Genomic DNA, 13,310 nt, shown 5'->3' on the forward strand with positions numbered 1-13,310 from the left:
GAGTTTTATAATGAAAAATATGCAAGAAAAGTTATCGGAAATTCAATTTAGCTCGTTATTTAAGGGCGCTAAAATAGGAATCGAAAAAGAAAGCCAACGTGTGAACTTAGATGGTGAATTGGCAAAGACGGCTCACCCAAATATCTTTGGAAATCGCACATTCCATCCAACAATTCAAACAGATTTTAGTGAAACACAAGTAGAGATTATTACACCAGTGACGACATCTGCTGAAGAGGTGATGTCTTATTTGGCTGGCTTACATGAAGTGGTTCGTCGCTCATTGCCTGAAGGGGAAATGTTGTGGCCGTTAAGTATGCCACCAGTTTTACCACAAGATGAAAAAGACATCCAAATTGCTAAGTTAGATAATCCTAAAGACGTGGCTTATCGCGAACATCTAGCCAAAGTTTATGGGAAACGTAAGCAAATGGTGAGTGGGATTCACTATAACTTTGAGTTTGATCCAATTTTGGTTAAGCGATTATTTGCTGATCAATCAGAAATATCAGATTACCGTGAATTCCGTACAGAACTTTATTTAAAAGTAGCCCGTAATTATTTACGTTACCGTTGGTTAATTACCTATTTAATGGGAGCTGCTCCGCAATCGGAGCGAGGTTATTTCTCTGACTGTGGTAAAAATGCGCCAGACATGCCAGTTCGTAGTATTCGTAATAGTAACTTTGGTTATACCAATGATGAATCGGTATTCGTGTCATACCGTTCGATTAAAGATTATGCTGAAAGCATTCAACGCTTAGTTGCTAATGGAGCGATTTCAGAAGAAAAAGAATTTTATTCAGCTGTCCGTCTGCGTGGTGGGAAAACGGTAGCAGAGATTGCTGAAAAAGGTGTGGGGTACATTGAAATTCGTAACATCGATAACAACCCCTTCGCTCCTTATGGAATCACTGAAGAACAAGTGGAGTTACTACACTACTTCTTAATGTACATGTTATGGCTAGATAATGAAGACTGTGATGCCGATGAGTTATTACACAAAGGGGAAGCTCTTAATAACCAAGTGGCTTTAGAAAATCCCTTAACGCAAACAAGTCAAAAAGCCGAAGGTCTAGAATTGTTGGCAGGTTGGTTAGGCATGGCCAAAGCGATTGGTGCCAATGAAACAGTGTTAACAGCAATCGAAAAATACCAAAGTTTAATGGCTAAGCCTGAAGAAACATTAGCAGGTCAAATGTTAACTCACTATAATAGTGGCTTAACTCAATGCGATATGGCTGTTGAACTAGGTAATACCTATCAAGCTCAAGCGTGGGAGAAATCTTATCAACTAGCTGGGTTTGATGATATGGAACTATCAACGCAAATGATGATCTTTGATAGTTTCCAAAAGGGCATCAATGTTGAAATTTTAGATCGTCGTGATCAATTCTTAAAACTAAGTTATCAGGATCATATTGAGTATGTAAAAAATGCCAACATGACAAGTTTGGATAACTACGTGGTGCCCTTAATGATGGAAAATAAAACGGTCACTAAAAAAGTTTTAGCCGAAGCCGGCTTTAGTGTTCCTGGTGGTAAAGAATATGGTGATGTTGAATCAGCAAATGCTGATTACGGTTATTTTGTTGATCGTGGAATTGTTGTTAAGCCGAAATCAACTAACTATGGCTTGGGAATTTCTATTTTTAAGGACGGGGCAAGTGAAGCAGCTTATCAAGAGGCGGTAGAACTAGCTTTCCGTGAAGATAGTGACATTTTAGTGGAAGATTTTATTGAGGGGACAGAGTATCGTTTCTTCGTTATTGATGGCCAGACAGAAGCTATCACGTTACGAATCCCTGCCAATGTTAAAGGGGATGGGACAGCAACTATTCGTGAATTAGTGGCAGAGAAAAATAAAAATCCATTACGTGGTCAGCAATACCGTGCGCCCTTACAAAAAATTCAAACAGGTGATTTAGAAGCGCTTATGTTGAAAGAGCAAGGCTACGATTTTGACACGGTTTTAGCACAAGATGAGATTGTTTATTTACGAGAAAATTCAAATGTTAGTACCGGTGGCGATTCGATTGATTTAACAGAAGAGATGCCACAATGTTATAAAGACATTGCTGCTCAAGCGGTAGTTGCTTTGGGTGCAGAAGTGAGTGGCATTGATTTAATTATTCCGGATATCAATGTACCGGCTGATAAAAATGACTATCAAGCTTACGGTATTATTGAAGCAAACTTTAATCCTGCTATGCACATGCATGCCTTTCCGTTTGAAGGACCAGGAGAACGGTTGAGTACAATCGTCTTAGATTTATTATTTCCAGAACTAAAAAAATAAAAGAGCCTACGTTGTAGGTTCTTTTTTATTTATTAAGGAAGAGTTTAGCTGGCGGCCTTTCATTGAAAAAAAACCTAGGAAAAGGTATCATAAAAGAAATAGCTGAAACGAGGATGAGGGTTATGGATTTTGAAGAAAAAACCATCAAACGCGAACAAATTTTTAAAGGCCATGTCGTAGAGTTAGTTGTTGATCAAGTTTCTCTGCCTTCAGGACAGGAAAGCACGCGAGAATTAATCTTACATCGTGGGGCTGTGGGGATTTTAGCGATTACACCAGAAGATAAAATTATCTTAGTGGAACAGTATCGGAAAGCGCTAGAGCAAACCTTAATTGAAATCCCAGCTGGGAAATTAGAGATTGAAGATAAAGAACCAATCGCTTGTGCTGCTAGAGAGTTGGAAGAAGAAACTGGCATGCGACCAGGTTGGCTTAAACCAGTCTACTCATTTCAAGGATCACCGGGCTTTTCTAATGAAGTCTTACACTTATTTGAAGCAGGTGATTTAGTTAAAGTTGATAATCCATTACCAGCTGATGAAGATGAATTATTTATTCAACATGAATGGACATTAGCAGAAGCGGTACAAGCGATTCAAACAGGAAAAATTACTGATGGTAAAACCATTATTGCCATTCAATATTGGCAACTAAGCCGATTAAATAATAATTAGCCGAGGAGGCGTTCAAATGACACAACCAGAAGAAAGAATGACCCGTGCCGATCGTCAAAAATTAAATAAAATTTTAAATCAGACAGAATCTGTTGAAGAAAAAGAATTTACTAAAAAGGATAAAAAAATCAAAAAGTTCTTTAGTCGTGAGAAAAAGAAAAACAAACCGTTAGAGGTTAGTCGTTCAGAAGAACAAGAACGGATTGCACGCTTATCAAGCTTTTTAAATAAAGCGATTTTAGCGGTGAGTATTTTATTGGTGATTGTCTTTATTGCAATCTTTTATTTCTAAATAATTGGAGGAACGCTAAGTGAAAATTGGAATTATTGGTGCGATGGCCGAGGAGTTACGTTTATTACGTCAAGAAATGACAGACTGTCAAGAGTGGTCAGAAGCAGGAGCCACATTCATTGCTGGAAAGCTAGGAGATAAGGAAGTAGTAGTTGTTCAATCAGGGATTGGAAAAGTCTTAGCCGCAGTGACAACAACATTATTAATTAGTCATTATGATGTAGATGCAGTGATTAATACAGGATCAGCTGGCGGGATTGGTGAAGGATTAGCGATTGGGGATGTGGTCGTCTCAGACAAGTTAGCTTACTTTGATGCAGATGTGACAGCTTTTGGTTATGAAATGGGCCAAATGGCAGGCATGCCTTTATATTATGAAGCCGACAAAAACTTAGTTGCTAAAGCCAAAGAAGCGGCAACTGCAAAAGATCTTGCCGCTAAAACAGGTTTGATTGTCACAGGAGATACTTTTGTGAATAAACAAGAAAAAATTGCCGAAATTAAATCTTATTTCCCAGAGGTTCTTGCCAATGAAATGGAAGGGGCTGCGATTGCCCATGTGGCACATCAGTTCGAAGTGCCTTTTGTGGTGATTCGTGCCATGAGTGATGTGGGAGACGAAGAAGCAAGTGTTAATTTTGATGAATTTATTTTAGAAGCAGGCCGTAAGTCTGCGGAAATGACGATTGCTTTAGTCGGTGCTTTATAAAAAATCAAATGGAGCTGATAATGATGAAAGCCTTAATTAATATTGATTATACTTATGACTTTGTAGCAGATGACGGTGCCTTAACAACAGGTAAACCAGGTCAAGAAGTTGAAGCTGCAATTGTTTCTTTGACAGAGGAATTTATTGCTAAAGAAGATTATGTGGTCTTTGCCATTGATGGTCATGATCCAAGTGATCAGTATCACCCAGAGAATAAATTATTTCCACCACATAATGTTAACGGCACAAGTGGTCGTGACTTATATGGTAAATTAGCAGATGTCTACGCAGCCAATAAAGATAATGCCAAAGTTTATTGGATTGATAAACGTCATTATTCAGCCTTTAGCGGGACGGATTTAGATATTCGTTTGCGTGAACGGGGGATTCAAGAAATTCATTTAGTCGGTGTCTGTACGGATATTTGTGTGCTTCATACAGCGATTGATGCCTATAACTTAGGCTATCAAATTGTGGTTCATGAAAATGGAGTTCAAAGTTTTGACCCAGTGGGACATCAATGGGCGCTCGGACATTTTAAAAATACCTTAGGTGCTACCGTTTTATAAAATGATGAACAGTCAACTCTTAGGAGTTGGCTTTTTTTTGTTGTCATGTCATGAAGCGGACATATTTTAAAAATTGTCCATTACAATGAAAGCCTTTCCAAAGTATGATGGATTTATAAAGAAGAAAGGTGTGAACAAGATGAAAAAAATTATTAATCAACCAGAAAACGTTTTAGATGAAATGTTAAATGGTCTTGTCTATGCATATAGCAACTTACTAACTCGCTTAGATGATAGCGGAGTGATTTTAAACAAGGAAATGAAAGCTGGTAAGGTTGGTTTAGTCAGCGGTGGCGGAAGTGGTCACGAACCAGCTCATGCAGGTTTTGTGGGACAAGGTATGTTAGATGCGGCAGTTTGTGGCCCAGTCTTTACGTCACCAACACCCGATCAAATTTTTGAAGGAATTCAAAAAGCCGATCAAGGTGCCGGCGTCTTGTTAATTATTAAAAATTATTCAGGCGATGTGATGAACTTTGAAATGGCTAAAGATTTAGCTGAAATGGAAGACATCGAAGTAGAAACAATTATCGTAGATGATGATATCGCTGTTGAAGATAGTACTTTCACAGCTGGTAAACGTGGCGTTGCCGGAACCGTTTTAGTTCATAAAATTTTAGGAGCAGCCGCTGATAAGGGAGCTAGTCTTTCAGAAATAAAAGCATTAGCCGATGCGATTGTGCCAAATATCAAAACATTAGGTGTGGCGTTATCAGGTGCGACAGTTCCTGAAGTTGGTCACCCAGGATTTGAATTAGCTGAAGATGAATTAGAATTCGGTGTCGGAATTCACGGTGAACCAGGTTATAGCCGTCAAAAAGTTGCCCCAAGTAAAGAGTTAGCGAAAGAAATCGTTGGCAAATTAAAAGGTCAATTCAACTGGCAAGCAGGCGACCAATACGGTGTCTTAGTCAATGGTTTAGGTGCGACACCCTTAATGGAACAATTTGTTTTCATGAATGATGTGAAAGAATTACTAGAAGCTGATGGCTTAAATGTAACCTTCAAAAAAGTCGGCGATTACATGACAGCAATCGATATGGCTGGTTTATCACTATCAATGATTCACATTGAAGAGGACAGCTGGTTAGAAAACTTAGATCACAATGTCACAACAATTGCCTGGTAGGCAGTAGATAAGAGAGGAAGATTGAACAATGGAATTAAACAATGTCAAAAATTGGTTAGAATTATTTACAACTAAAGTAAATGAAAATAAAGCGTATTTAAGTGATTTAGATGGTGCAATTGGTGACGGCGATCACGGTATGAACATGGCTCGCGGTACAACTGAAATGCAAGCAGCTATGACAGAAAAAAATCCTGAAACAATTGCTGATACATTTAAATTAGCAGGCATGACGTTAGTCAGCAAAGTCGGTGGAGCATCAGGTCCTTTATACGGATCAGCATTCATCGGTATGGCTAAAGCAGCTAAAGATTCAGAAGATTTAGTGACAATTTTAGAAGCTGGTGTTGAAGGCATTCAAAAACGTGGGAAAGCTGAGGCCGGTGAAAAAACAATGGTTGATACCTGGTTACCAGTTATTGAAGCATTAAAAGCTGGCGATTTAACAACGGAAACTGTTGAAGCAATCGTTGAAAAAACAAAAGCTATCCAAGCAACAAAAGGCCGTGCCTCTTACTTAGGTGAACGTTCAGTTGGACACTTAGATCCAGGTGCAGTTTCAAGTGGTTACTTATTCACAACAATGATTGAAGCGGAGGTAAACAACTAATGGCAAAATTAGGAATGGTGATGGTCTCACACGTACCCGAATTAGTTTTTGGAATTAATCGTTTATTAAATGAAGTAGCGAAAGATGTCTCAATCACAATTGCTGGTGGAACGGATGACAATGAAGTCGGTACAAGTTTTGATAAAATCGAAGCCGCTTTTGAAGCCAACGAAGGCGAAAAAATTCTAGCGTTTTATGATTTAGGCAGTGCGAAAATGAACTTAGAGATGGCAATGGAAGTGACGGATAAAGAAGTTGTTTTATACGATACAGCTTTTGTTGAAAGTGCGTATACAGCTGCCGCTTTATTACAAGCAGGTGCGCCTTTTGAAGCCATCGATGAACAATTACAAGCTTTAAAAGTTAAATAGTTTATTAGCAGTAAAATATAAATAGCATAAAAAATGAGGAGGAAGTTAAGATGAGAAAAGCATTTATTTGTCCAACAAAATATGTTCAAGGTGAAAATGAATTATTGAATTTAGGTTACTTTGTTAAAACGTTTGGTGAATCAGCATTATTAATTGCTCACAAAGATGATATCGCACGTGTGCAAACACAATTAGACGAAACAGCTGAAAAATTTGGTGTAACATTTGTGGCAAGTAATTTCGGTGGCGAATGTTCACGTGAAGAAATTGCTCGTTTACAAGCAATCGCTAAAGAAAATCAAACAGACTGTATTATTGGTCTTGGTGGTGGTAAAGCCATCGATACATCTAAATGTGTAGCTGAAGGTGAACACTTAATCATCGTGCCAACAATTGCTGCAACAGATGCTCCAACAAGTCACTCTGCAGTTATGTACACGCCAGAAGGTGAATTTGATGACTATGCTTACTTCAAACAAAGCCCAAGTGTGGTAATGGTTGATACAACAATCATCGCTAATGCACCAACTCGTTTCTTAGTAGCTGGTATGGGTGATGCCTTATCAACAATGTTTGAAGCGCGCGCAACAGCTAACTCATATTCAAACGTCAACGCTGGTTTACCTTGTGGTGTCTTAACAGGCGAAGCAAAACCTGCTAAAAATACAATTGCTGCTTACACTATGGCAAAAGTATGTTACGAAACATTACTAGAAAATGGTTACAACGCTAAAATTGCTTGTGACAATAACTTAGTCACTCCAGCTTTAGAAAACATCGTTGAAACAAATATCTTATTATCAGGTTTAGGATTTGAAAGTAGTGGTTTAGCAGCGATTCATGCGATTCACGATGGGTTAACAGCTTTAGAAGGAACACATCACTTCTTCCACGGTGAGAAAGTTGCCTTCAGTACAATCTGTCAATTAGTATTAGAAAATGCTGAAACAGCTGAATTACATGAAGTCTTAGATTTCTGTCTATCAGTTGGCTTACCAGTTTGTCTAGCTGACATCGGAGTAGAATCAATTACCTTTGCTGAAGCAATGGAAGTGGCTGAAAAAGCCTGTATCCCAGAAGAATCAATTCACTCTATGCCATTCCCAATTGAAGTGGAAGCCGTAGCAGCAGCTATTATGGCAGCAGATAAAATCGGTAGCGACTACAAAGCAGCTATCCAAGCTTAATACTTATCAACCTGACACCTTTGAAACGATTTGTTTTGAAGGTGTTTTTAGTTAATTCCAAAGACCAAAATTAGCTTTTATGGTAAACTTAATGAGCAGGAAGACCTGACTAAGCAATAGAGTTTCGATAGAAAAGTGGAGAATCTGATGAATAAAAAAATCATGAATCGACCTGAAGATACAGTGAGCCAAGTTTTAAATGGCATTATTTTTGCAAATGATGACCGTTTAGAACGTCTCCCTAAAACAGGCATTATTATCAAAAAAGAACGTCAAACTAACCAAGTAGCAGTTATTTCTGGTGGTGGGACTGGTCATGAGCCAGCCCATTCAGGTTATGTTGGCGAAAATATGTTAGCAGCCAGTATTAATGGTGGAATTTTCACGCCGCCAGAACCGGCTGAAATACTTCAAGCAATAGAGGCTGCCGATCAAGGACAAGGAGTTTTGTTAATCGTTAAAAATTTTGAACGGGATGTTGAGAACTTTTTAGCGGCTGAAACCTTGGCAAAAGAAAAAGGCCATCAAGTCAGCCATGTGATTGTGAACGATGACTGTTCTATTGATAAAGAAAATTTCAAGAAGCGTCGTCGGGGAGTGGCGGGGACAATTTTTGTGCACAAGATTTTAGGAGCAGCCGCTACAGAGGGTCAATCATTAGAAGCATTGGCAACTCTCGGCGAAGAAGTGGTGGCAAGTATTAATACGTTAGGTGTAGCCTTAGCGCCAGGTGTTATTCCAGGAACAAACGACTCCCAATTTAAACTAGCCGATGATCAAATCTCATTTGGGATTGGGATTCATGGTGAAGCCGGTTATCGTGAAGAACCGTTACATTCTTCAGAACAATTAGCTAATGAGTTAATCAATAAATTAAAAACTCATTACCAATGGCGCAAAGATATGAAAGTGGCTGTGATGGTTAATGGCTTAGGTAGCACGCCCTTAATGGAACTGCAAATCTTTGCCAATGATGTTCGTCGATTGTTGATGTTAGAAGAAGTCGAAGTAGCTTACAAAAAAGTCGGGACCTTTATGTCCTCTATCGATATGGCAGGTGTGTCATTATCAATTCTAGAAATCAAAGATGATCAATGGTTAGCCTATTTAAATAAACCAACGGATAGTTACGGTTGGTAAACAAAAAAGACTCAGCTCAGTTAGCTGGGTCTTTTTTTTATGATTCAAGCAAGCCGTAAATTGAAGCGACTAAAACCGCCACGGTTTCATCCGCTAATTCTTGGGTTGGGGTTTTACAGCCGTCTAAAATCCAAGTTTTAGTAATACCAACAAAGGCGTGACTGTAAAATTCAGCACTGTAAGCTAAAAGAGCAATATCTTTGGTGACATTTTTCTTCTTAGCGATATCACGAATAATCGTCGCTAGTAAGCCTTGAGTGTGGCTGTAAAAGGATTGGTCAAAAGAATTCTGTTCAGAAATAGCTAAGGCATTGCGATAAAAGACTTGGTTCTTTTCGAAGTAAGCCAAGATACGGTAAATCACCTTATCCCACTCTTCGTAATCTAGGAAGTCGCTAATATTTTCAGAAATCTCTTGTTTATAAATCCAATCTAACAATTCATATTTATCTTGAAAGTGATTGTAAAAAGTTTGGCGACGAATTTCAGCTTGTTCCATGATTTGGCTAATCGATACTTTTTGGAAGGGAGTCGTTTCCATGACTTTTTTTAATGAATAGGCAATAACTTTTTTTGTGATTAATGACTCTTGCATGGGACACCCTCCTTTAGAGTTTTATTATATCATGTTCGATAAATGTAAATAAACCATAAAAGCTTGGTATTTCAAGAATAACCTTTTGTCAGCTAGCCGGTCATGAGTTATACTAACAAAGAGATAGTAACAGAAAGGGGGGCAATCATATGCCAACTATTTATTTTGATCATGGGGGCACAACACCAATTGCTCCAGCTGTTATTGAAAAGATGACAGAAGTCATGAGTCACGTCTATGGCAATCCTTCAAGTGTTCACCAAACGGGTCGCACGGCTAAAGCCTTATTAAATAAAGCGCGCCAAGAAATTGCGACAAGTATCAATGCAAAGGAAGATGAGATTATTTTTACTAGTGGTGGCACCGAAAGTGATAACTTTGCTATTCGTCAAACCGCCAAAAGTCGTCAGCATTTAGGTCGTCATCTGGTTACTTCTAATGTGGAACATCCAGCCGTTTTAGATACCATGAAAGAATTAGGCAAAGAGGGTTTTGATGTGACCTTCTTAGATGTATCGGAAACAGGGGATATTACACCAGAACAAGTTGCAAAAGCCTTGCGACCGGATACGATTTTAGTCAGCTTAATGTGGACTAATAATGAGACTGGTGTACAATTTCCGATTAAAGAAATTAGCGAAGTCTTAAAAGACCATCAAGCTTATTTCCATACGGATGCCGTTCAAGCTTTTGGTTTAGAAACGATTGACGTTAATGAAGTGGCAGTTGATTTGTTGTCGGCATCTGCTCATAAAATTAATGGTCCCAAAGGTGTGGGAATGTTATTCCAGCGCGAAGGGGTTCATTTGCCGGCTATGCAAACCGGTGGTAAACAAGAAACGCAACAGCGTGCAGGGACAGAAAATATTCCTGGGATTGTGGGTTTTGCTGAAGCGGTGAAACTATTAGATGAGGCAACAAAAGAGCAACGTCGCCAAGGTTACCAAGAATTACAAACGAAACTGACAACAGGATTACACGATGCCGGTATTGAGTTTGAAATCAATGGCACAAGTTCATTGAAAAGTAGTCACGTCATCAATCTTTGGCTGAAAGACTTACCGAATCAACAAGTGTTAATGCAATTAGATTTAGCAGGCATTGCCATTTCTGTGGGATCAGCTTGTACAGCAGGAGCTGTCCAACCATCTCACGTATTAGAAGCGATGTTTGGTCAAAAAACAGAACGAGCCTTAGAATCCATTCGAATTAGTTTTGGACTAGGAAATACAGATGAGGAAGTAGCCACCTTGGTTGCTGAACTAGTGAAAATTAAAGAACGAATGACATCTAAATAACCTACGTTAGATTAGACGAATTTCTCAGAAAGCTGTATAATAAAGGCTATTGTTAGGAAAAGGAGAAATAAGTTTATGCCAACGTGGATGATTACTAAAGTAGTAGGAATGTTATTTAAGAAAAAAGAGAAAAAGGGTGAACAAAGCCCGATGAATAAATGGTTGATGAAACGAGCTTTAATGTCAGCTTTACCATTAAGTGTTAGAAAACAAATTGGTAACGTGGAAAACATTAAAGAAATTGTCTTCCCAAGTGAAGAATCACAACTAGAAAAATTGCAAAAAGGATTATTCCCAACTGCTAAACAAAAGAATCAAGCTAAATTACAAAAACAATTAGGTCAATTAACAGGTGGGATGATTGGGTCGAAAGAAACAAAAGTTGCAACTGGATCTAATCCAGCTGATTTAACAAAAATGATCACAAAAACTGTTTTAGATTTAGCAAAATAATAAGGAGGAACATCAATGAAGGAGCAAGCAACAATCTTAGGCTGTCCTGTTAGTTACAAATTAGGAGCTGACACGAAGAAATTTACGTTGAAAGATAATGGCTTTACAGAAACCAAGGCAGGTAATTACCAACTGGTTCGCCCTTTAGATGCGACGCCTCAAAGTAAACAAGGCTTCAAACTAAAAATCACGGTTTCAAGTGATATCAAAGCATTTAAAATGTCAGCAACAACAGCTAATGGCTTAAAAGCCATTAACCTGTTTGATAATGATAAATTTAAAATGAACCAAGACAAATTCTACTTCCTAATGGATGGTATGATTGACCGTGGTTGTTTTGAAAAAGTAGAAGCGTAAAAGAGACGGCTGAAAAGCCGTTTTTTTATTTGTCTTAAAAGGATGAAAAAAAACGCAAAAGAGCTTATAATAAGACAGACTGAAATCCGACCTTCAAATCGTAGCTATTTCAGAATCTGAAAGAAATGATGGTGCAGCATATGCAAGACAACAGTAATACTCGTGTCGTTGTCGGCATGAGTGGTGGAGTGGATTCCTCTGTGACGGCTTTGGTTTTAAAAGAACAAGGCTATGACGTCGTAGGAATCTTTATGAAAAACTGGGATGACACTGATGAAAATGGTGTTTGTACAGCAACAGAAGACTACAAAGATGTGGCTAAAGTCGCTGAACAAATCGGCATTCCTTATTATTCAGTGAATTTTGAAAAAGAATATTGGGATCGTGTCTTTGAATATTTCTTAGATGAATACAAACGTGGTCGCACGCCAAATCCTGATGTGATGTGTAACAAAGAAATTAAGTTTAAAGCTTTCCTTGATTACGCGATGGATATGGGTGCTGATTATGTGGCGACTGGTCACTATGCACAAGTCGTTCGTGATGAGGACGGCACAGCTCACATGTTACGTGGAGTAGATAATAACAAAGATCAAACTTATTTCTTAAGCCAATTATCACAAGAGCAATTAGCGAAAACCATGTTCCCACTAGGACACATGGAAAAACCTGAAGTTCGTGCCTTAGCAGAAAAAGCTGGCTTAGCGACTGCTAAGAAAAAAGATTCGACAGGTGTTTGTTTCATTGGCGAGAAAAACTTCAAAGAGTTTTTAAGCAAATACTTACCTGCTAAACCTGGTAAAATGATGACGGAAGATGGCGTTGTCAAAGGGGACCATGCTGGTTTAATGTATTACACAATTGGTCAACGTCAAGGTTTAGGTATCGGTGGTAGCGCTGGTGACAGCCAAGAACCGTGGTTTGCGATTGGGAAAGATTTAAAAACCAATACCTTATACGTTGGCCAAGGTTTCCATCACCCAACGTTATACAGTACTCACTTAGAAGCAAGTCAAGTTCACTTCACAACAGAAGTAGAACGTCCGGCTGAATTTAAATGCACAGCGAAATTCCGTTACCGCCAAACTGATGTTGGGGTGACAGTGAAATTTGCTGAAGGTGATCAAACAAAAGCGACGGTCATCTTTGATGAACCTGTTCGTGCGATTACCCCAGGCCAAGCCGTTGTTTTCTATGACGGTGAAGAATGTCTTGGCGGCGGAATCATTGATGCCGCCTTTAATGGTGATGAAGAAAGACAATATATCTAAAATAAAAAGCCCTGTTCGAAAGAACAGAGCTTTTTTATTATGGTGTTAAGTGATCCATTTGATCCCAAACTTCAGCAAGATAATAAAATAATTCTTTTTTTACAAGATAGTGGTCCGGTAGATGCACGGCTTGTTTGTGTTTTGTAATAGGGGTAATCTCATAAGCTAATTCGTCATCATCCGTCTTGCCCAAGTATTTAATATCCGCGGTGAAAGCTGTTTTTATTTGACCAGAGGTAACCAAGTTAGTCCGAAGAGCGGACTTTGGTGTAAGATGTGTCAAAATGGGAACGATAAGGATAAGTAAGATCACCATTAAAATCCGACGGTTTAGTTTAGTCATGGAGAAGTCTCCT

16 protein-coding genes are annotated in these 13,310 nt (G+C 38.7%); 14 read left to right on the forward strand and 2 right to left on the reverse strand.

Annotation, left to right across the window (positions count from 1 at the left end):
- Positions 1-10 precede the first annotated feature (10 nt).
- The 10 genes from gshAB (at position 11) to dhaQ (ending at position 8,980) form a co-directional block, all read left to right on the forward strand.
- Entirely contained in the window at positions 11-2,299 is a 2,289-nt protein-coding gene (gene gshAB, locus G7081_RS03310) for a bifunctional glutamate--cysteine ligase GshA/glutathione synthetase GshB (RefSeq protein WP_238786660.1), read from the forward strand.
- A 122-nt stretch (positions 2,300-2,421) separates the two neighbouring features.
- Positions 2,422-2,973 (forward strand): NUDIX hydrolase, encoded by a 552-nt coding sequence (locus G7081_RS03315; RefSeq protein WP_166007378.1) that lies wholly within the window; start codon positions 2,422-2,424, stop codon positions 2,971-2,973.
- A gap of 16 nt (positions 2,974-2,989) precedes the next feature.
- A complete protein-coding gene (gene macP, locus G7081_RS03320; protein WP_166007380.1) occupies positions 2,990-3,265 on the forward strand; it encodes a cell wall synthase accessory phosphoprotein MacP in 276 nt (91 codons plus the stop codon).
- A 19-nt stretch (positions 3,266-3,284) separates the two neighbouring features.
- Complete coding sequence (locus G7081_RS03325) at positions 3,285-3,974, forward strand: 5'-methylthioadenosine/adenosylhomocysteine nucleosidase (protein WP_166007381.1); 690 nt, start codon at positions 3,285-3,287, stop codon at positions 3,972-3,974.
- Positions 3,975-3,997: 23 nt separating this feature from the next.
- A complete protein-coding gene (locus tag G7081_RS03330) occupies positions 3,998-4,543 on the forward strand; it encodes a cysteine hydrolase family protein (protein WP_166008372.1) in 546 nt (181 codons plus the stop codon).
- A gap of 139 nt (positions 4,544-4,682) precedes the next feature.
- Positions 4,683-5,672, forward strand: coding sequence for a dihydroxyacetone kinase subunit DhaK (gene dhaK / locus G7081_RS03335; protein WP_166007383.1), 990 nt, complete (start codon positions 4,683-4,685; stop codon positions 5,670-5,672).
- A gap of 28 nt (positions 5,673-5,700) precedes the next feature.
- Positions 5,701-6,282, forward strand: a complete 582-nt coding sequence (dhaL, locus tag G7081_RS03340) for a dihydroxyacetone kinase subunit DhaL (RefSeq protein ID WP_166007385.1) — start codon at positions 5,701-5,703, stop codon at positions 6,280-6,282.
- A complete protein-coding gene (dhaM, locus tag G7081_RS03345) occupies positions 6,282-6,653 on the forward strand; it encodes a dihydroxyacetone kinase phosphoryl donor subunit DhaM (RefSeq protein WP_166007387.1) in 372 nt (123 codons plus the stop codon). Before dhaL ends, dhaM begins: the two co-directional genes overlap by 1 nt.
- Before the next feature lie 50 nt (positions 6,654-6,703).
- Positions 6,704-7,840, forward strand: a complete 1,137-nt coding sequence (locus tag G7081_RS03350; protein WP_166007389.1) for a glycerol dehydrogenase — start codon at positions 6,704-6,706, stop codon at positions 7,838-7,840.
- Positions 7,841-7,987: 147 nt separating this feature from the next.
- Entirely contained in the window at positions 7,988-8,980 is a 993-nt protein-coding gene (dhaQ, locus tag G7081_RS03355) for a DhaKLM operon coactivator DhaQ (protein ID WP_166007391.1), read from the forward strand.
- 37 nt (positions 8,981-9,017) lie between these two features.
- Here dhaQ and dhaS read toward each other — a convergent pair whose 3' ends face one another.
- A complete protein-coding gene (gene dhaS, locus G7081_RS03360; protein WP_166007393.1) occupies positions 9,018-9,575 on the reverse strand; it encodes a dihydroxyacetone kinase transcriptional activator DhaS in 558 nt (185 codons plus the stop codon).
- Positions 9,576-9,724: 149 nt separating this feature from the next.
- Here dhaS and G7081_RS03365 point away from each other — a divergent pair, with 149 nt between their 5' ends.
- The 4 genes from G7081_RS03365 to mnmA all read left to right on the forward strand — a co-directional run bounded on the left by G7081_RS03365 (position 9,725) and on the right by mnmA (position 12,954).
- On the forward strand, positions 9,725-10,873 hold the full coding sequence (locus tag G7081_RS03365) for a cysteine desulfurase family protein (protein WP_166007395.1): 1,149 nt from the start codon (positions 9,725-9,727) through the stop codon (positions 10,871-10,873).
- 75 nt (positions 10,874-10,948) lie between these two features.
- The gene (locus G7081_RS03370) at positions 10,949-11,326 is read left to right on the forward strand and encodes a hypothetical protein (protein WP_166007397.1); all 378 of its coding nucleotides are present in this window, start codon (positions 10,949-10,951) and stop codon (positions 11,324-11,326) included.
- A gap of 15 nt (positions 11,327-11,341) precedes the next feature.
- Complete coding sequence (locus tag G7081_RS03375; protein ID WP_166007399.1) at positions 11,342-11,683, forward strand: DUF1831 domain-containing protein; 342 nt, start codon at positions 11,342-11,344, stop codon at positions 11,681-11,683.
- A 140-nt stretch (positions 11,684-11,823) separates the two neighbouring features.
- On the forward strand, positions 11,824-12,954 hold the full coding sequence (gene mnmA, locus G7081_RS03380) for a tRNA 2-thiouridine(34) synthase MnmA (RefSeq protein ID WP_238786667.1): 1,131 nt from the start codon (positions 11,824-11,826) through the stop codon (positions 12,952-12,954).
- A 37-nt stretch (positions 12,955-12,991) separates the two neighbouring features.
- Here the strand turns inward: mnmA and G7081_RS03385 are convergent, their stop codons facing one another.
- Positions 12,992-13,297, reverse strand: coding sequence for a hypothetical protein (locus tag G7081_RS03385; RefSeq protein ID WP_166007403.1), 306 nt, complete (start codon positions 13,295-13,297; stop codon positions 12,992-12,994).
- Positions 13,298-13,310: the final 13 nt, after the last annotated feature.

Source organism: Vagococcus coleopterorum, assembly GCF_011303955.1.
Classification (GTDB): domain Bacteria; phylum Bacillota; class Bacilli; order Lactobacillales; family Vagococcaceae; genus Vagococcus_D; species Vagococcus_D coleopterorum.